The organism is Ruegeria sp. HKCCD8929 (assembly GCF_013031405.1).
In the GTDB taxonomy this organism is placed as follows: domain Bacteria; phylum Pseudomonadota; class Alphaproteobacteria; order Rhodobacterales; family Rhodobacteraceae; genus Ruegeria.
On the sequence record NZ_WPZY01000001.1, the window covers coordinates 392,044 to 411,419 of the forward strand.

Genomic DNA, 19,376 nt, shown 5'->3' on the forward strand with positions numbered 1-19,376 from the left:
TAGTGTCAGAGGCGCTGGCCTGTCTCCACATCGAACAGCAGCGCCCGGTCCGGGCGGAACGTCATGCCAACCGATTCGCCTGTCGTGCTGCGTTCGTCTTCGCGTTCCTCGACAATCATCCGGTCGCCATTCGATGCGCTGACATAGGTGTAGGACACGCCGCCCAACGCCTCGGTCAGTTCAACCGACAGGTTATTTGCGGCGCGGTCGATTTCGATATGCTCCGGGCGGATGCCAAGCGTCACCTTGGTGGCTCCTGAGGGCAAATCAATGGACGGTTTGAATGGCTGCGTCAACGCGGGGTGGACCAGCGCGCCATCCGCCACATCGCAGTCCAGAAAGTTCATCGACGGCGAGCCAATGAAACCGGCCACGAATTTGTTCTTCGGGTTTCGGTATAGCTCCAGCGGTGCGCCCACCTGCTCGATACGGCCATCACGCAGCACGACGATCTTGTCGGCCATGGTCATTGCTTCGACCTGATCGTGGGTGACGTAGATCATGGTCGCGCCGATTTCCTGGTGCAGGCGCGCGATTTCGACGCGCATTTCGACCCGCAGTTCGGCGTCAAGGTTGGACAAGGGTTCGTCAAACAGGAACACTTCCGGCCCCCGCACGATGGCGCGGCCGATGGCAACCCGCTGGCGCTGACCGCCGGACAGGGCCTTGGGCTTGCGCTTAAGATACTGGTCGAGTTTCAGAATGTTCGACGCTTCCTGAACTTTCTTGTCGATCTCGGCCTTTGCAACACCGTTCATCTTCAGGCCAAAGCCCATGTTCTCGCCCACTGTCATGTGCGGGTAGAGCGCGTAGGTCTGAAACACCATCGCCACACCGCGCTTGGCCGGGTCCATGTGGGTTACGTCCCGCGCGCCGATATTGATGGTGCCCTCGGTGGTTTCCTCGAGCCCCGCGATCATCCGCAACAGGGTAGATTTCCCGCAGCCCGAGGGGCCGACGAACACACAGAACTCACCGTCTTGTATTTCCAGATCAACTCCATGGATGACTTGAGCAGTTCCATAGCGCTTGATCGCGCGCTCCAGCGTCACACCTGTCATGTCAGTATTACCTTTTCCTGTTGTATGTCTGGAAAGCGCCAGGCTTGCGCCTCGCGCCCAATATCGTCTGCGGCCTGCCTTACGAGCGGTGCCCATTCTTCCAGCTGCGTCAGATCGGTCCGACTGGTTGGGCCGGTGATCGAAATCGCGCCCAGCATTCTTCCGTTCGGCGTCAGGATCGGCGCGGCGATGCAGATAATGCCCGGCTCATGCTCTTCACGGTCAAAGGCATAGCCGTCCGAACGGATCGTTTCGAGTTCTGCCCGCAGTTCCTTTTCTGACGCCAGGGTGTTCGGCGTAAACCGGAAGTAGCTTTGTTGAGACAGAGCAAGATTGAGTGCTTTTTCGGGTAGAAAGGCCAGCATGGCTTTGCCGACGCCGGTACAGTAAGCGGGGCCCACCTTTCCAGCCTGCGAATACATCTCGACCGGCTGTTCGGCGTTGCGCTTGTCTACGTATAGAACCTGTGACGCATCGAGCTGTGCCAGATGCACGGTCTCACCCAGATCCCGGCTGAGCGCGTCCAGATGGGGCCGCGCGATAGGAGCCAGCGAGCTTTGAGTCCAAGCGGCATGGGCGAGGCGCATGAGGCGGATCCCGGGTGCATAGGATTGACGGTCAGGGTCAAAATTCAGCATGCCCTGATTGGTCAGCGTCTGCAGGAACCGATAGAGCGTGGCCTTGGGAAATGGACTGTGGTCGAGCAACTCACCGAACCGTACCGGGCGGTTGAATCCTGCAACAAGGTCCAGCACATCACATGCTTTTCCGACTGTTCCGTCGCCTGACACTTTGCCGGTGTCTCCTCCCTTGGTCCTGCCCTCCCGACAGGAATCTGTTGACAACCCTACCCGAGTCGATGTGTAGTTTTCAATATATAAATTCTAGTTTCAAATATTGGAACTAAATGGAAGCAATAGGGAGGAAACCATGCATTCCATCTTGAAGCGGACCGCCGCCGCCGTTGCGGTCGGCCTTGCGTTTGCCGTACCGGCCAAGGCCGAACTGACCGGCGACCTCACGATTTTCCTGGACACATCCAACCCGGCGCCGCGCGCGACAATGGAGGAGATGATTGGGCGTTTTGGGGAGAAGAACCCAGATCTCAACATTGAGATCACGGTGATCGACCGTGAGGCCTACAAGACGCAGATCCGTAACTTTCTGACCGCAAACGCGCCCGATGTGGCCACATGGTACGCCGCGAACCGCATGCGCCCGTATGTCGAGGCCGGATTGTTCGAGGATGTGTCCGACCTCTGGGCCGAGCCTGAAATCGCCGACAATCTGGCATCGACCAAAGGTGCGATGACCATCGATGGCAAGCAGTGGGGCGTGCCCTATACCTACTATCAGTGGGGCGTCTACTACCGCAAAGACATCTTCGAAGAGCTGGGCCTGAGCGAACCCACCACTTGGGAAGAGGAGAAGGCCAACTGCGCCAAGATCGTCGAGTCGGGCCGGGCCTGCTATACCATCGGGACCAAGTTCCTGTGGACCGCGGGTGGCTGGTTTGACTATCTGAACATGCGCACCAACGGCTTTGACTTCCACATGGATCTGGCCGGAGGCAAGGTCAGCTGGGAAGATGACAGGGTCAAGCAGACCTTCGCCAACTGGAAAGAGCTCATCGACATGGGCGCGTTCATCGACAACCACCAGACCTACAGCTGGCAGGAGGCGCTACCCTTCATGGTCAATGGCGAGGCGGCGGCCTATCTGATGGGCAACTTCGCCGTGGCACCGCTGCGCGACTCCGGCCTGACCGATGATCAGCTGGACTTCTACCAGTTCGTCAAGATCAATCCCGACGTCGCACTCTCGGAGGATGCGCCGACCGACACGTTCCACATTCCGTCCGCTGCGAAGAACAAGGAAGCGGCGCGTGCGTTCCTGCGTTTTGCAGCCTCGCCAGAGGAACAGACGATCATCAACAACGGCAAGAACCTTGGTCAGCTGCCGGTCAATGCGCAATCCAGCGTGGATGACGACAAGTTCCTGCAGCAGGGCTTTGAAATGCTGAGCTCAAACAGCACCGGTGGAGTGGCCCAGTTCTGGGACCGCGACGCTCCGGCCGAGATGGCCAAGGTGTCGATGGAAGGCTTTCAGGAGTTCATGATCAAGCCCGACAACCTGGACCGTATCCTGTCCAAGCTCGAACGCGCCCGCAAGCGCATCTACAAATAACGAGCAGAGCGGTGGGGTGAGACCTCCGCCGCGCCTACGCCAATGGGGAGGGCGGGGTATGTCCCGCCGTCCCGTCACCCCGAACCTGCGGAGCGATTGTCGCCATGACAGCCACCACAGAGCTATCCCAAGCCGAACCCGAAAGCTGGTTCCACCGCAACCAACAAGCGATTGCCCCATGGCTGTTTCTGGCCCCGGGTATTCTGTTCTTTCTGGTCTATGTAATTGCCCCCGTATTCCAGTCCTTCAATCTGTCTCTTTATCAGTGGGACGGGCTTGGTGAGGCGGAGTATATCGGTCTGCGCAACTATGAAGACTTGTACTATGAGTGGGTTGATCGCGACGCGTTCTATGTCTCGCTAAAGAACAATCTGATCTGGCTGGTTTTGTATCTTCTGGCGATTCCGGCGGGTTTGTTCATTGCCCTGCTGCTGAACCAGACCATCTGGGGCATCCGGCTGTACAAGTCGTTGTTCTTCTTCCCCTTCGTCATCAGCCAGGTTGTGGTTGGGCTGGTCTTCACCTGGTTCTACGACCCCACCTTTGGCCTGCTGAACCAGTTTCTGGGGCTGTTCGGGGCGGGTCCGATCAACGTTCTTGGCAACGAAAATCTGGTCACCTACGGTATCATCCTGGCCGGGCTCTGGCCACAGACCGCCTATTGCATGATCCTGTATCTCACCGGCCTGAATGCCGTTGATCCCGAACAGATCGAGGCTGGCCGCTTGGACGGTGCCAAAGGCGCACGGATGCTATGGTACATCGTGTTGCCGCAATTGCGGCCCGCCACATTTATCGCCTTTGTCGTCACCATCATCGGCGCGCTGCGATCCTTCGACCTGATTTCGGTCATGACACAGGGCGGCCCGTTCGGCTCGTCCCGCGTGCTGGCCTATTACATGTTCGAAGTGGCTCTCTCGGAATACGGTTTCCGCATGGGCTATGGCGCCGCCATCGCAGTGGTGCTGTTCATGATCATGATGTGCTTCATCGTTTACTTCCTCTGGTCGATGTACAGTGAAGAGAAGGGACATTAAGCCATGTTTCCGACACCAATCGAAAAACAGCCCAAGGCAGCCCAACTCACCTACAAGGCGCTTCTGCCCATCGCCCTGCTGATGTGGCTGGGGCCGCTGCTGGCGGTGGCTCTGTTCTCGGTCAAACCAGATGCCGATTTCGTCAACGCCAACTACTGGGGGCTGCCGTCTTCTTTCGAGTTGATGCACAATTACGGGCAGGTCTTCTTCAACAGCGACATGCCGCGCTACATGCTGAACTCGGTCCTGATCACCGTTCCGACGGTGATCGGCGCGGTGGCGCTTAGCACGATGACCGGCTTTGCGCTTGGGATTTACAAGTTCCGTGCAAACATGTGGATCTTCTTCATGTTCGTGGCGGGCAACTTCGTCCCGTTCCAGATCCTGATGGTGCCAGTGCGCGACCTGACCCTGGATCTTGGTCTCTATAACACCAAGACCGGGCTGGTCCTGTTCCACATCGCCTTCCAGACCGGGTTCTGCACCCTCTTCATGCGCAACTTCATCAAGGCGCTGCCCTTTGCCTTGATCGAGGCCGCCCGGGTCGAAGGCATCAGCGAAATCAAGATCTTCTGGTATGTGGTGCTGCCGCTGATGAAGCCGGCACTTGCCGCTCTGTCGGTGCTGATGTTCACCTTCATCTGGAACGACTATTTCTGGGCGGTGGTGCTGACCCAAGGCGCAGAAAGCCAGCCGGTGACCGCAGGCATCACCAGCTTCAATGCCCAGTTCCGGGCCGCCTATCACCTGATGAGCGCGGGTAGTATCGTTGCAGCGCTTCCCCCGGTGGCCATGTTCTTCCTCATGCAGAAACACTTCATCGCGGGTCTTACCCTTGGAGCCGTCAAGTAATGATAAGAACCTGGTCGCTTCATGATGAGCGACAATCCCTGGTGCTCGCGGCCCATCGCGAGCACCTTCCCGAAGTCGTCTATTTCGGGCCTCGCCTACCGGATGGCGAAAACCAGGAAACGTTGTTCCAGGCCTACGGCCTTGACGTCACCGGCGGCATGTTGGATGCCAACCCGGAACTGTCCATCTGTCCTGAGGCCACACGTAGTTTTCCGGGCCAGCCTGGGCTTATCGTCCGTGATGGTGGGGGCAGGCCGCTACTGCCCAAGTTCTGTTATGAAAGCGAAGAGGTTGACGAGCGTCAAATCGTCCTGACTTACCGTGACGAAACGGATAGATTAACCTATTCGGCGCGATTTTCGATCGACCCCAAGACCCACATTATCGAGGCGCAGGCAACCCTTGAGGCGGATCGCCCCGTGCTGCTCCACTGGCTCAGCGCACCGGTCTTTCCCGCACCGCAATTGTCGGATGAGATGCTGGATTTTGCCGGGCGTTGGTGCGGCGAGTTTCAGATGAACCGGACTGCCTGGTCACCCGGTATCCGGTATCGCGAGAACCGCACCGGGCGCACGGGCCATGAGCATTTTCCCGGCCTGATCGTGCCCGTGCGAGGGGCGACAAATGCCCAGGGACAGGCGTATGGCTTCCATTTCGGCTGGTCCGGCGGTCATAGGATGGTGGCCGAGGAATTGCCCGATGGCCGCCGTCAAATCCAGTTCGGGCAGGCCGCACGGATGGAGCGCGATGCCCAGACCCGGTTCGAAACCGCGCCACTCTACGCAGTGTTTTCCAATGACGGGATCAATGGCTGCGCCGTGGCTTTCCAGCGTCATCTGCGCGACCGGATCGTCACGTTTCCAAAGCCGGACAGCCCCCGGCCCGTGCACTACAATTGCTGGGAAGCGGTCTATTTCAACCACAACCTGCCGGAATTAAAGGACATCGCGACGCGCGCCGCCGACCTGGGTGCGGAACGCTTTGTACTGGACGACGGCTGGTTCGGGCAGCGCGACGATGACACCTCGTCGCTGTCAGATTGGGAGGTCGATCAGCGCAAATACCCCGAAGGCCTGGACCCGCTGATCAAGCATGTACACTCGCTGGGCATGACATTCGGTATCTGGTTCGAGCCTGAGATGATCAACCCTGACAGCTCGATCCACAGGGCCCACCCGGAATGGGCGCTGGGAGGTGAGGATCAGATTTTAGGCCGCCAACAAAAGGCGCTCAACATGGCGCTGCCGGAAGTGCGAGAGTTTCTTTATGAGCGAATGGCCGCGATCCTGTCGGCGCATGACATCGATTATATCAAGTGGGACCACAACCGTGTATTGCCGATGCCTGACGCGGCGCAGACGCGGGGGTCTTATGCGCTGATCGACCGGTTGCGCGCCGATTTCCCGCATGTGGAAATCGAAAGCTGTGCGTCAGGCGGAGGACGCATCGATTTCGGCATTCTCAAACGCACTCAACGGGTCTGGCTGAGTGATAGCAATGATGCGTTGGAGCGGCTACGCATTCAGCACAACGCAGCAATCTTCCTGCCCATGGCGGTCACCGGTAGCCATGTCGGCCCGCGCGTCTGCCATACGTCGGGCCGCGTATTGGATATCCGTTTCCGTGCCTGGGTGGCGGCGCAGCGCCATATGGGGTTTGAGATGGACCCCCGCGAGCTGACCGAAGACGAAGCAGCAGTACTGCGCGGCGTGACCACATGGTGGAAAGCCAACCGCGACTGGCTGTATTCTGCGGATATTCTGCGACTCGACAGCCCCGATCCAGCCGTAATCGCCGAACAGCAACAAACAAGCGACGGATCGCGTTTTGTAGTGTTTGCGGGCAAGGCTGCAACGTCGGCTCAGATTGCGCCGCGACCGTTGCGGTTGACGCGGCTGGAGGCGGATGCGCTTTACCGCGTAGAACTGCGCCGAACAGCCGAGGCACCGCCAACGTTGTCGCGCGGCAACCCGGTCCTGAAACAGCAGCCCGTCACGTTAAGCGGACAATATCTGATGAGTTATGGGCTGACCCTACCGTGGAGCTTCCCACAATCCATGTGGGTCATCGAAGGTGAAAAACTATGAGCAATGAGAAACGCCGCTCGCAACACTGGTATGGAAAGCTCGATAGGGACGGGTTCATCCACCGCTCCTGGATGAAGAACCAAGGCTTTCCCGACCATGCCTTTGACGGCCGCCCCGTTATCGGCATCTGCAACACCTGGTCCGAGTTGACCCCCTGCAACTCGGGTCTGCGCGACCTGGCCGAGGGTGTCAAACGCGGCGTTTGGGAGGCGGGTGGTTTTCCAGTTGAATTCCCGGTCATGTCGCTGGGCGAGACCCAGATGAAGCCCACGGCGATGCTGTTCCGCAACCTGCTGGCCATGGACGTCGAGGAATCGATCCGTGCCTACGGCATCGACGGCGTCGTGCTTCTGGGTGGCTGCGACAAGACCACGCCGGGACAACTGATGGGCGCAGCGTCGGTCGATCTGCCAACTATCGTCGTCAGTTCCGGCCCAATGCTGAACGGCAAATATCGCGGGCAGGATATCGGCTCAGGTACCGATGTGTGGAAGTTCTCCGAGGCCGTGCGCGCCGGAGAAATGACCCTGCAGGATTTCATGAATGCCGAATCCGGCATGTCCCGCAGTGCCGGGGTCTGCATGACCATGGGCACGGCATCGACCATGGCCTCTCTGGTCGAGGCGATGGGGATGAGCCTGCCCACCAACGCGGCTCTTCCTGCTGTGGATGCCCGCCGCATGGCGCTGGCGCATCTGACCGGCAAGCGGATTGTCGAGATGGTGGATGAAGACCTCAAACCCTCGGATATCCTGACCAAGGAAGCCTTTGAAAACGCCATTCTGGCCAATGCCGCCGTTGGCGGATCGACCAATGCAGTCGTGCATCTGCTGGCGCTAGCCGGGCGTGTGGACGTCGAACTGACCTTGCAGGATTTTGAGATCGGCTCGAAGATCCCTCTGCTGGTCAACTGCATGCCTTCCGGCAAATACCTGATGGAGGATTTCTGCTACGCCGGTGGCATGCCAGTGGTTCTGTCCGAGTTGAAAGACCATCTGCGCCCGGCAATGACGGTTCTGAACAAGGATATCTCGGCCCACTACGAAGGCGCAGAATGCTTCAACCGCGATGTCATACACGCTTTCGATGCGCCAGTGAAACCGGCCGCCGGTTTGCGCGTGCTGCGCGGCAATCTGGCGCCCAACGGAGCCATTGTGAAGCCCTCGGCCGCCACCGACACGTTGCTGGAAACCGAAGCCGAAGCTTATGTCTTTGACAGCATCGAGGACCTGAAGGCCAATATCGACCGGGATGACCTTCCGGTGACGCCCGAGACAATCCTTGTCCTCAAGGGTTGCGGCCCCAAAGGCTATCCCGGTATGCCCGAGGTCGGCAACATGCCGATCCCGAGGCGGCTGGTGAAGGAAGGCGTGCGGGACATGATCCGCATCTCGGACGCGCGCATGTCGGGCACTGCCTTCGGCACCGTGATCCTGCATGTCAGCCCCGAAGCTCAGGCCGGCGGCCCGCTGGCGCTGGTCAAGACCGGCGACCGCATCCGCGTCTCGGCCAGTCAGGGCGTACTGGAACTGCTGGTGGACGAGGCCGAGCTTGAGGTCCGCCGCGCCGCGTGGCAACCGGATCCGCCGCACTACACACGCGGCTATGCCAAGCTTTATGTCGACCACGTGCTGCAGGCGGATCAGGGGGCCGATCTGGACTTCCTCACCGGCAAGGACACGCGGCTGGTCACACGGGAGAGCCACTGATGGAACAGATCGCAACCTTCCCGGACCTGAACGGGGCCTCGATCTATATCACCGGCGGCGGCTCGGGCGTCGGCGCATCACTTACGGATGGGTTCATGGCCCAAGGCGCCAATGTTGGTTTTATCGGGCGTTCCGATGCAAGTGCCTTCGTGGCGGAGATGGAGGCCAAGCACGGACGCGCCCCGCTGTTTATGCAAGGCGACATCACCGACACCGATCAACTGCGCGCCACGATGATGCAAGCCGCCGAGGCGCACGGGCCGCTCAAGGTGCTGGTCAACAACGCCGCCAACGACCAACGGCATACACTGGAGGAGGCAACGCCCGACTTCTGGGACTGGATGCAGGCGGTCAACCTCAAGGCCTATTTCTTCGCCTGTCAGGAGGCCGCCCGGCAGATGGCTGAGAATGGCGGCTCGATCATCAATTTCAGCTCGATCAGCTACATGATGGGCAATGCGGGTTACCCGGCCTACACCACCGCAAATGCGGGCATCACCGGCATGACCCGGTCGCTCGCCCGTGAGCTGGGCCCGCAGAACATCCGCGTGAACGCGCTGGCGCCGGGCTGGGTTTTGACGCAAAAGCAGCTCGACCAATGGGCGACGCCCGAGGACCTTGCCGCGCATCTCGGGCGGCAATGCCTCAAGGAACATCTGGCGCCCGAGGACATGATTGCGCCGACCCTGTTTCTGGCCTCCGAAGCCAGCCGCATGATGACCGGGCAATGCATGGTGGTCGATGGTGGCGTTGTGACGACAGGATAAGGGATGAGCGTGAACGCGGAATGGATTGCGGTAGATTGGGGCACGTCCTGCCTGCGGGCCTGGGCGATGCGGGGCGAAACTGCCGTGGCCGAAGCTGTATCCGGGAACGGCATGTCCCGATTGGGTCGCGACGGGTTCGAGCCAGCCTTGCTGGAGCTTGTCGGTGACTGGATCGGCGATGGCCCCGTTGACGTGATCGCCTGTGGCATGGTGGGTGCCCGGCAGGGTTGGGTCGAGGCGCCGTACAGTGCCGTACCCGCCGCGCCGCTTCCAGTGCCGCCGGTGCGAGTGCCGGACACAGGTCCGCGCTTGCGGGCGTATGTCGTGCCCGGCCTCAAACAGGTCAAACCGGCGGACGTGATGCGTGGGGAAGAGACCCAGATCGCCGGGTTGCTCGCCCTAAACCAGAACTGGGACGGGGTGATCTGTCTGCCCGGCACTCACACCAAATGGGCGCAGATCAGCGCAGGTGAGGTGGTAAGCTTCCGCACCTTCATGACCGGTGAGCTGTTCGAGCTGCTGGGAAGCCAGTCGGTTCTGCGCCACTCGGTTGGCGATGGTTGGGATGCGGATGCTTTTGTCGAGAGTGTGGATGACATGCTGTCGAAACCCGAAAATCTTGCATCCCGCCTCTTTGGTCTGCGTGCGCAGGATCTGCTTGAGGGGCAGGATCCCAACTTGGCGCGCGCGCGCTTGTCCGGGCTCTTGATCGGTGCTGAACTTGCGGCTGCACGGCCCTATTGGCTGGGCCAGCAACTGGCCGTGATCGGTGCGCCTGGTATTGCCGAGACCTACGCCACTGCGTTGCGACAACAGGGGGCATTTGTCACTCTGGCCGACGCGCAGGACATGACGCTCGCCGGGCTGTCCGCGGCCCGCAATCTGCTGGAGAGCTGAGATATGAGCCGACCTATCATTGCCATTTTACGCGGCCTGCGCCCGGACGAGGCCGTGCCGATGGCCGAGGCGCTGATCGCCGCCGGGATCGACCGGATCGAGGTGCCGCTGAATTCGCCCGAGCCGTTGCAGAGCATCGCCGCCATGGCACAGACCTGTGGCGACCGCGCCCTGATCGGCGCCGGAACGGTTCTGACCGTTAACGAGGTCGAGGCTGTGGCCGAAGCAGGCGGCAAGCTGATCGTCTCCCCAAGTTGCGACACCGATGTCATCGCGCGCAGCCGGGCGCTGGGGCTGGAAAGCTGGCCGGGGGTATTCACCCCGACCGAGGCTTTTGCGGCGCTCAAGGCGGGCGCCTCGGGCCTGAAACTGTTTCCCGGCGCGGTGGCAGGGACATCGGGCCTGTCCGCCCTGCGCGCCGTGCTGCCAAAGGGCACGCAGGTTTACGCCGTGGGAGGTGCGGGGCCGGAGAATTTCGGTGAGTGGATCGCGGCCAGCGCGGATGGGTTCGGTATCGGGTCGGCGCTCTACAAGCCGGGTATGTCGGTGTCCGAGGTGGCCACTCAGGCCGCAAGGATCGTGGCGGCATATGACGAGGCGACCGCATGACCACGGTTTTCGACGACCGCGCCTGTGAGTTGGGCGAGGGGCCTCTGTGGCATCCCGAGCGGCAGCAGCTGTTCTGGTTCGACATCATGGGCAAACAACTCTTGACCCGGAGGGGCGACCAGCAGGAAAGCTGGACCTTTGGTGAGCATGTCTCGGCCGCGGGCTGGGTGGATCACGACAGGCTGCTGATCGCCTCGGAAACCGGGCTGTGGCGGTTTGATATCGCCGACGGCTCGCGCGAGTTGGTTGTGGCGCTTGAGGCCGACAATCCTGTGATCCGCTCGAATGATGGGCGTGCCGATCCATGGGGCGGGTTCTGGATCGGCACCATGGGCAAGAACGCCGAAAAGGCGGCGGGTGCCATCTATCGCTATTACCGGGGAGAGTTACGGCAGCTAGTGCCGGGTATCACCATCTCCAATGCGATCTGTTTCGCGCCCGACCGGTCCTGCGCCTACTACACGGACACCACAACGCGCCGCATCATGCGATGGGCGTTGGAGGCCGAAACCGGCTGGCCTGTGAGTGAGGCTGAGACGTTCCTCGACCTGAACGATGCTGGATTGAACCCGGACGGCGCGGTTGTGGATGCCGAAGGCAGTGTTTGGGTTGCGCAATGGGGTGCAAGCCGCATTGCCGCATATACACCAGACGGGCAGTTTCTTCGGGCATGTGAGTTTCCGGCGCAGCACACGTCCTGCCCCGCCTTTGGTGGGCCGGACCTGTCGACGCTCTATTGCACGACGGCAAGAGAGGGGCTGGATGCGCAGGCATTGGAGGCTGAACCGCGCAATGGCATGACCTTTGCCAGCGAACGAGCGGGCAAGGGTCAGGCGGAGCACAGGGTCATTCTATGAAACCGGAACTGGGTGTCTGTTACTACCCCGAGCACTGGCCCGAGGCCCGCTGGGCCGAAGACGCGCGGCTGATGATCGAGACCGGCCTGCGCTGGGTTAGGATCGGCGAGTTCGCGTGGAGCCGGATGGAGCCCGTGCCTGGCGAGTTGCAGCTGGACTGGCTGGATCGGTCCATCGAGACGCTGGGCGCGGCGGGGCTGAAGGTGGTGCTGGGTACACCCACCGCAACGCCACCGCGCTGGATGCTGGATCGTCACCCAGACATGCTTGCGGCGGATGCAGATGACCGCCCGCGCAAGTTCGGCTCGCGGCGGCATTATTGCTTCAGCCATCAGGGATACCGCGAGGAATGTGCACGGATCGTGGACATTCTGGGCGCGCGCTATGGGGCCAGCCCCCATGTGACCGCGTGGCAGGTCGATAATGAATATGGCTGTCACGACACGACCGTTAGCTACTCCGACGCGGCGGCTACGGCCTTCCGGCTCTGGCTGGCGGATCGCTACGGCTCGGTAGAGAAACTGAACGAGGCCTGGGGCAATGTGTTCTGGTCCATGGAGTATCAGTCCTTCGACCAGATCGACCCGCCGAACCTAACGGTGACCGAGGCGAACCCGGCCCATGTGCTGGCCTTCCGTCGGTTCAGTTCGGATCAGGTGGTGGCGTTCAATCGGGTGCAGACGGATGTGCTGGGTCGGCATACCGAGGCGCCATTGATCCACAACTATATGGGCCGTGTTCTCGACTTTGATCATTTCGAGGTCGGGGCGGATCTGGATATTGCCAGCTGGGACAGCTACCCGATCGGGTTTCTCTCGGACCGACTCGAGGCAGAGGATGCGCACAAGCAGGCGTTCCTGCAACAGGGCGATCCGGACATGCAGGCTTTTCACCATGATCTCTACCGCGCCGTGGGGCGCGGGCGCTGGTGGGTGATGGAGCAACAGCCGGGCCCGGTGAACTGGGCGCCGCACAACCCGGCTCCGCTACCGGGCATGGTGCGGCTGTGGTCGCTCGAGGCGGTGGCGCATGGGGCCGAGGTGGTCAGCTATTTCCGCTGGCGGCAGGCACCGTTCGGGCAAGAGCAGATGCATGCCGGGTTGTTGCAGCCAGACGGGCGGTTCGCGCCGGGGCTGGCCGAGGCGCAGGAGGTCGCTGCGGTTCTGGAGCAACTGCCGGATCTGGCAACGGCCAGGGCGCAGGTGGCGATCCTGTTCGATTACCCGTCCGACTGGGCGTGGGCAACGCAACCGCAAGGGGCGGGGTTCGACTATTTCCGGCTGGTCTTCTCGGCCTACCGCGCCCTGCGCCGTGCGGGACTGTCGGTGGATATCCTGCCCAGCTCTTGTCGGGATTTCGAAGGCTATTCCCTGATCCTCGCCCCAGGTCTGGCTGAACTCGACAATTCGTTGGCGCAGGCGCTCAAGGATACATCCGGCCTTACGGTCATAGGACCCCGTAGCGGTGCAATCACCTCCGAGTTCAGCATCCCAGACGCGGGCCGTCCGGGCATTGAAGAGTTCGACTGCCATGTGGATCTGATGGAAAGCCTGCCGCCCGCAGTCGCCAGGCCGGTGGTCGGAGGTGGCACGGTGCGGCATTGGTACGAGCGGGTGTCAGGTTCGGCGGAAGTTCCGTTCCGGTTCGAGGATGGTGCGCCGATGGCACTGGCAAAGCCGGGCCTGTGGTATCTCGCCGGATTTCCGGACGATGCCCTGTGGGACCGGATCGTGGCAGAGGCGGCAGAGCAGATGGGATTGACGGTGACCCGACTGCCCGAGGGTCTGCGCCGAAGGTCTCTGGGCGATCATTCCTTCGTGTTCAACTACGCCAACAGCACCGTTGAGTGGGAGGGGCACAGCTACGCACCTTGCGAAGTGGCCATCTGGCACAAGGGGCAAAGGCTGAACCTAAGCTAAAATGCAGGAGCGGGTCGTATCGATCCGCTCCCACAGTGGTCAAACGGCTCTAGCTGTCCCAGATCGCGCCATAAGCCGGAATGCCGAGGCTTTCCATGTCATGCACGACCTTGCGCGTCAGCTTCTGGTTCGAGATCACGATCACCGCCTCGGCGTCGCTTTCACGCACCGCCTGCAAGGCCAGTGCCGACAGGTTGGGCTTGCCCTGCGCGTCAGTGTCCCAAATCAGGGGGGCTTCGGTATGCGCCTCGATCTCATCCACCAGCGCGTCACCATAAGTCTTGCGGGGAGCCCGGGTGGACCAGATCAGCCGATTGGGCACATCGCCCGCCAGCAGATGCGGCAGGATCGGACCTATACCCGAGCCAGTGCCGACATAGACCACCTTGCGGAACAGCACCTCGATCCGTGCCACGCCTGACGTGGTGATTCCCTTGACCCAGACCTTGTCCGGAGGATTGTCGATGAAGTGCCCCGTCCAGTCCCCTGCGCGGCTGATAGCCAGACGATAGCCAGGCCGGTCCGGGGACGGGATGTTGGCAAAGGAATGATACTCGCCAAAGGGGGTGTGGCTGATCGCGTTCGAACTGCCGGGAAAGGGCGTGTCGCCATAGTCAAACCGCGCCAGCACGGCGTGGTTTGAGGGTTTCGCGATTTCCACATCCACCCGTTTCAGCGTCAGCCAAGGCGAGACGATGGACAGGGTAATCAGGCACAACATCCAGAAGGCCGGGGTCTGCATCAACTCTCCGCCCGTATCGCGCGTGATTGAGACAGTCTGCGCCCAGAACAACCCCAGCACCGTCCAACCGACAAAGCGGTGGATCTTTTCGAACGTGTTGTGGAACCGCGCCCGGATGGGCCCGAGCGCCGAGACGATCATGAGCGTCATCAGCACCACCATCACCACACTCAAACCCAGCGTCAGGTCCGAGGGCAGCGCGGCACCCGCCGCCCGGTTCGCCATCATCGCAAACAGCAGGAACCCGAACCAGACTGTTCCGGCAACCGTGCCGCCGGAATGCAGCCCGCCGAAATGGAACACCTTGCCCGCGCCCCAGCGTATCCATAGCGGCCATGAGACCGGCACCCGGGTCGCCAGCCAGAAGAGCGCGTTCACCACCCGTTGCTGCCGGATCAGGATACCCATGCTGAGATTGATCAGCGCCATGTCCGCGATGGCACCCAGCGCATAGCCGTCCGCCGTGAACCAGCGCCCGTTGCGCAGGCCCAGGACAAACACGGTCAGGTTCACCATCGCCACCAGGAAGGCCAGACGGCGATACTCCATGAAAGCGGGATGCCGGGTGACCCGCCGCCAGTTGAGGGGGCGGGTTTCGAGATTGGTCGTCTGCGCGGTCATCAGTTCAGCTCCACGCCTTGCGCCGCGATATGGTCTTGCGCCAGTTTCAGCAACAACCGCTTGTCCAGCTTGCCGCGCGGGGTGCGGGGCAAGGCGTCCATCGGCAGCACCACCGTGGGGCTGCAATAATAAGGCAGCCGGTTCGCCACCGATTGCGCCGCCCGTTTCGGGCAGGCGGTCGCGGGCGAGATGAAGCTCACCAGATTACGGTTGTCATATTTCAGCGTGACCGCCTGTTGGCAGCATTCAGACATCTCGAGCGCGTTCGTCACACCATCCAGCTCGACGCGGAAACCGCGCACTTTCACCAGATCGTCCACGCGCCCGAAATGCTCCAACTCGCCGTTCTCGGTCCAGCGGCCCAGATCGCGGGTGCGGAACATCATGTGGTCGGGGCAGAACGGGTCTGGCTTGTAGCGCTCGCCGGTCAACTCGGGGTTCGCCAGATATCCGGCGGTGACACAATCGCCCCCCGCCCACATCTCGCCCTTATGGCCGATGGGCAGCGGGCGCAGGTTCTCGTCCAGAATGTAGACGGTGTTGTTGGGCGTCGGGCGCCCGATCGACAGCACCGGCTTGTCCGGAAAATGCGGCTCGGCGGTGTTGATGATTGTGGTCTCGGTCGGCCCGCACGAGTTGTAGAAAGTGCAGAAACTGCCCCACAAATCGGCCAGCGGACGGGGGCAGGGCTCACCCGCGACGGCAGCCACCTTGACTTGCTGGCAGCGGCTGGCATCCAGCGAGTTCAGGATCGAGGGCGTCGCGATCAGCACATCGACCTGCTCAGCCGTTTCCTGAATCGACTTGCCGCGAATGACCAGCGTGGCGCCGTTGCTGAGGGCGCCCAGAGTCTCCCATGCGGCCATGTCGAAAGCGATGGACAGGATCTGACCCACCCGCATCCCGGGCCGCATTCCGAGATCGCCCGGTGCGGTCAACAGGATGTTGCAGAGGTTCTTGTGCGTGACCTGCACGCCGTTCGGCACGCCGGTGGTGCCGGAGGTGAACAGGATCATCGCCAGATCGTCGGGCTGCGCGGCGAATTTCTCGCGTGGCGGGGCGTCATCATTCAGCGCAGGATCGAACATGACGGTGTCGATGGTGACGAGGCTCTGATCGCTGGCCACGGGCACCTGATCAGACAGTTCCTGCAGCGATAGGATGACCCGTGCGCCGGTCACCCTGGCGATGTGGCGCAAGGTGTCTTTGGGCGCCACTCCGACATGCTGGGGTACATAGGCCGCACCAACCCGTATTGTGGCAACGATGCCAACCAGCATGGGAAGTGAGCGGTGAAGATACAGGCACACGGCGTCGCCGCGCTGCACGCCATGTGCACGCAACACCGAGGCTACGCGGTTTGCTGCGGCATCAAGCTCGGCATAGGTCAACGTGCACCTGTTGTGCTCGGCCGCGATCGCTTCTGGCTGGGTCTTTGCCTGATGATCGATGGCTTCAACGATTGTCGGGAACCTGGGGGCCTGTTCGATCCCCCAGCCAAAGGCGAGGAACCGGTCCCGGTCCGCGACGCTGAGATGAGCCAGCGGGTCAGAGGTCAGTTGCGAGCGAGTGAGGTCAATGTTTGAAAAGGCTGATGTAAAGCCTGAGGCAAGATCTTGCATGATGGGCTCCTGAAAAATAATCAAGCGTGAACACGCTAATGGGAAAAAATCCCATTTCATGTTCACAATGGATCAACTTCCCATCACAGACCTGTTCAGTGCGGAAATATGCCGATACTGCTATGCGGAATTTCGCCGAAAGCTCAAATGCATGAACGATATTCCCGAGGATCCGTTTGCCACGACGCTGGCCGATTTGCTTGAACCCTTGGCACAGGCGATGGTTGCGCGGGGAGTGACCGTTCAGGCGGCGACCGAGGCGCTGAAACAAGCCTTGGTGAATGCGGCCATGCATGTCGAGGGCAGCGACACCACCGACAGCCGGATCAGCCTGCGTACCGGATTGCACCGTAAGGACGTCAAGCGACTGCGTCAGGATGGGGAAAAAGCACCCTCCGTCAGATCGGCAAACGCGGTTGCCATGACTGTCAGCTATTGGGCCACGGCCCCCGAGTACCAGGATGCAGATGGCACACCCCTGGATTTACCGCGAGAAGGTGATGTCGGGATATACGACATCATCCGCAGGACTCGGGCCGATATGGCGCCTGGAACTGTCCTTGCCACGATGCTGGACCAAGAGGTCGTTGAGGCGCTGGACAACAACAGGTTTCGCCTACAAACCCGGGCTTTCCTGCCAGATGCCGGCGGGGAGGCCCTTGTTGCGGCTTATCAGGCGACTTTGTCCGCGCATCTTGCGGCTGCCACTCACAATCTGCTCGCGCCCAAGGGCGCCACAAGACATTTCGACAGGGTGGTCAGATACTCTCATCTGTCGCCGGAAGCCGTGGATCTATTGTCGGCGGCCGCAGCGGAGAAGGCGCAGATTTTGCTTGAGGAGATCAACGCTTTGGCGCGGGAGCTTCAGGAACGCGACGCGGGTAGTGACCATACCGGTCGCTTTGCGTTTGGAGGATATGTCTTGCCCACACCGGATACGGAGGATGGCGAATGAACCCGGTGGCACGCATAGCGGTCTGGCTGTTCGTTTTTGCCTTTGGTGCATTGGCCGCGGCGGCGCAGGAAGGTGAGGAACGCGAGGGTGGTATCATCGGTACCGGCATCGTGGGGACGGTCACCGAGATCGGCAGCATCTACGTGAATGGTCAGCACATCATGTTCGATCCTGACTTGGTGGTCAGTGACTCGCTGGACGTTGTCACCGCTGGAGACCTGAGGCCCGGTCATACGGTGGCCGTTATTGCCCAGCCGGAAGACGAAATCTGGCGGGCGACCTATATTCGTCAGGTCCTTCCGTTGGTCGGGCCGGTCGATGAAATTGAGGGTCAGCACATGACGATCCTTGGCACCGAAATTCGGGCTGCAGGCCGGATCGAAAGCGTGTCTGTGGGTGACTGGATCGCGGTCAGTGGCCTTTGGCACGATGACGATGTTCGTGCCACCAAACTGTCAGCGGTTCCCGAAGACAAGCGGCAGGCTCAGATCAGCGGCACATTTCTTGGCCGGGACAACCAGGGGCGGGTGGTGATCGGCAATACCGCTGTGTTCGGAATGGACCTCTTGCACCTCGCACCTGGGGACGTTGTCCGCGCCACTGGCGTCGTTGCGCCGGGCGGCATACAGGCCTTACGGTTTGAGACCGGGCTGTTCACGCAACCGGTCCGGATCATGCAGGTCGAGGGCTATCTGTCCGTGCCGCTGCCGGACGGGCTCTATACGATCCTGGGCAGCGGCCTTGTTGCATATACGCGGCGCCCCGGGATGATCAGTACCTCACAAAAGGTGGTTCAGTGCGGCGCGGGCGGCGCCCTGGGTGAGGTGCCGGGTGAGGCATTGCAGGACAGCGAAACCCGACAGGCGGCCGAAAAGCTGAATTGCGGCTTCCGGGACTGAACCCGGACAGCCTCAATAGTTCAGCAGTAACGTAGAAATAGACCAAGTGGCGGCGTGACAACGCCCCGCAACCGATAGGTCCTTTGGTTGTGATGTGCGCCTTGGCCCCTCTCAGCCGATCTCGATCTCGACGGCTTCGGCCTGGTCCTCGGACGGTTTTGAAATCGTCAGTTCGAGAATGCCGTCATTGTAGTCAGCCGAGATCGTGGACGGATCGACACTTCGGCCCAGATCGACACCGCGCACGTAACGCCCGACGCGGCGTTCGTGCATGATCCAGTGGCCGTCATCCCGTTGCAGCCCCTTGGCCTCGGCGCTGATCGAGAGAGTGCCGTCACTGTATTTGACATGGATGTCCTCTTTCCGGACGCCAGGCAAATCCATCAGCAGGATATAGGCGCTTGGCGTTTCATAGACGTCAACCGCCGGGACACGCGGATTGCGTGCCGGTCCCTCGGGCGCGTCTTCGCCGAAGACCCGTTCCAACACGTTTTCATGACGGTTCTCCGACAGGATTACCGTACCGAAAGGGGACGCAATACGTTGTGCCATGAG

General features: G+C 61.1%; 17 protein-coding genes. 12 read left to right on the forward strand and 5 right to left on the reverse strand.

Annotated features, from left to right (window positions below; all coding sequences use genetic code 11):
- Positions 1-5: 5 nt before the first annotated feature.
- Together GOX53_RS01765 and GOX53_RS01770 are read right to left on the reverse strand one after the other, a co-directional pair.
- Positions 6-1,061 (reverse strand): ABC transporter ATP-binding protein, encoded by a 1,056-nt coding sequence (locus GOX53_RS01765; protein WP_171173262.1) that lies wholly within the window; start codon positions 1,059-1,061, stop codon positions 6-8.
- On the reverse strand, positions 1,058-1,852 hold the full coding sequence (locus GOX53_RS01770) for an IclR family transcriptional regulator (protein WP_171173263.1): 795 nt from the start codon (positions 1,850-1,852) through the stop codon (positions 1,058-1,060). The genes GOX53_RS01765 and GOX53_RS01770 overlap by 4 nt, the downstream gene beginning before the upstream one ends.
- Before the next feature lie 139 nt (positions 1,853-1,991).
- Between GOX53_RS01770 and GOX53_RS01775 the strand changes: the two genes are divergently transcribed.
- From GOX53_RS01775 to GOX53_RS01820, 10 genes are all read left to right on the forward strand, one after another.
- Entirely contained in the window at positions 1,992-3,248 is a 1,257-nt protein-coding gene (locus GOX53_RS01775; RefSeq protein WP_171173264.1) for an ABC transporter substrate-binding protein, read from the forward strand.
- 104 nt (positions 3,249-3,352) lie between these two features.
- The gene (locus tag GOX53_RS01780) at positions 3,353-4,285 is read left to right on the forward strand and encodes a carbohydrate ABC transporter permease (RefSeq protein ID WP_171173265.1); all 933 of its coding nucleotides are present in this window, start codon (positions 3,353-3,355) and stop codon (positions 4,283-4,285) included.
- Between the two features lie 3 nt (positions 4,286-4,288).
- Complete coding sequence (locus GOX53_RS01785; protein ID WP_171173266.1) at positions 4,289-5,137, forward strand: carbohydrate ABC transporter permease; 849 nt, start codon at positions 4,289-4,291, stop codon at positions 5,135-5,137.
- Positions 5,137-7,224 (forward strand): alpha-galactosidase, encoded by a 2,088-nt coding sequence (locus GOX53_RS01790; protein ID WP_171173267.1) that lies wholly within the window; start codon positions 5,137-5,139, stop codon positions 7,222-7,224. The genes GOX53_RS01785 and GOX53_RS01790 overlap by 1 nt, the downstream gene beginning before the upstream one ends.
- Positions 7,221-8,933, forward strand: a complete 1,713-nt coding sequence (locus GOX53_RS01795; RefSeq protein WP_171173268.1) for an IlvD/Edd family dehydratase — start codon at positions 7,221-7,223, stop codon at positions 8,931-8,933. The genes GOX53_RS01790 and GOX53_RS01795 overlap by 4 nt, the downstream gene beginning before the upstream one ends.
- Positions 8,933-9,700 (forward strand): SDR family NAD(P)-dependent oxidoreductase, encoded by a 768-nt coding sequence (locus tag GOX53_RS01800; protein ID WP_171173269.1) that lies wholly within the window; start codon positions 8,933-8,935, stop codon positions 9,698-9,700. The genes GOX53_RS01795 and GOX53_RS01800 overlap by 1 nt, the downstream gene beginning before the upstream one ends.
- Positions 9,701-9,703: 3 nt before the next feature.
- Entirely contained in the window at positions 9,704-10,597 is an 894-nt protein-coding gene (locus tag GOX53_RS01805) for a 2-dehydro-3-deoxygalactonokinase (RefSeq protein WP_171173270.1), read from the forward strand.
- Between the two features lie 3 nt (positions 10,598-10,600).
- Complete coding sequence (locus GOX53_RS01810; RefSeq protein ID WP_171173271.1) at positions 10,601-11,206, forward strand: 2-dehydro-3-deoxy-6-phosphogalactonate aldolase; 606 nt, start codon at positions 10,601-10,603, stop codon at positions 11,204-11,206.
- Positions 11,203-12,063 (forward strand): SMP-30/gluconolactonase/LRE family protein, encoded by an 861-nt coding sequence (locus tag GOX53_RS01815; RefSeq protein WP_171173272.1) that lies wholly within the window; start codon positions 11,203-11,205, stop codon positions 12,061-12,063. Before GOX53_RS01810 ends, GOX53_RS01815 begins: the two co-directional genes overlap by 4 nt.
- Positions 12,060-13,982 carry a beta-galactosidase gene (locus GOX53_RS01820; RefSeq protein WP_171173273.1) on the forward strand — a complete coding sequence of 641 codons (1,923 nt, stop codon included), beginning with the start codon at positions 12,060-12,062 and terminating at the stop codon, positions 13,980-13,982. The genes GOX53_RS01815 and GOX53_RS01820 overlap by 4 nt, the downstream gene beginning before the upstream one ends.
- A 49-nt stretch (positions 13,983-14,031) precedes the next feature.
- Here GOX53_RS01820 and GOX53_RS01825 read toward each other — a convergent pair whose 3' ends face one another.
- On the reverse strand, positions 14,032-15,345 hold the full coding sequence (locus tag GOX53_RS01825) for a hypothetical protein (RefSeq protein WP_171173274.1): 1,314 nt from the start codon (positions 15,343-15,345) through the stop codon (positions 14,032-14,034).
- On the reverse strand, positions 15,345-16,967 hold the full coding sequence (locus tag GOX53_RS01830; RefSeq protein ID WP_171173275.1) for an AMP-binding protein: 1,623 nt from the start codon (positions 16,965-16,967) through the stop codon (positions 15,345-15,347). The genes GOX53_RS01825 and GOX53_RS01830 overlap by 1 nt, the downstream gene beginning before the upstream one ends.
- Positions 16,968-17,118: 151 nt before the next feature.
- Here GOX53_RS01830 and GOX53_RS01835 point away from each other — a divergent pair, with 151 nt between their 5' ends.
- Positions 17,119-17,922 carry a DUF6502 family protein gene (locus GOX53_RS01835; RefSeq protein WP_171173276.1) on the forward strand — a complete coding sequence of 268 codons (804 nt, stop codon included), beginning with the start codon at positions 17,119-17,121 and terminating at the stop codon, positions 17,920-17,922.
- Positions 17,919-18,821: a DUF5666 domain-containing protein gene (locus tag GOX53_RS01840; RefSeq protein WP_171173277.1), complete on the forward strand. Its 903-nt coding sequence runs from the start codon at positions 17,919-17,921 to the stop codon at positions 18,819-18,821. Before GOX53_RS01835 ends, GOX53_RS01840 begins: the two co-directional genes overlap by 4 nt.
- 111 nt (positions 18,822-18,932) lie before the next feature.
- Here the strand turns inward: GOX53_RS01840 and GOX53_RS01845 are convergent, their stop codons facing one another.
- The gene (locus GOX53_RS01845; protein ID WP_171173278.1) at positions 18,933-19,373 is read right to left on the reverse strand and encodes an Hsp20/alpha crystallin family protein; all 441 of its coding nucleotides are present in this window, start codon (positions 19,371-19,373) and stop codon (positions 18,933-18,935) included.
- Between the last annotated feature and the right edge of the window lie 3 nt (positions 19,374-19,376).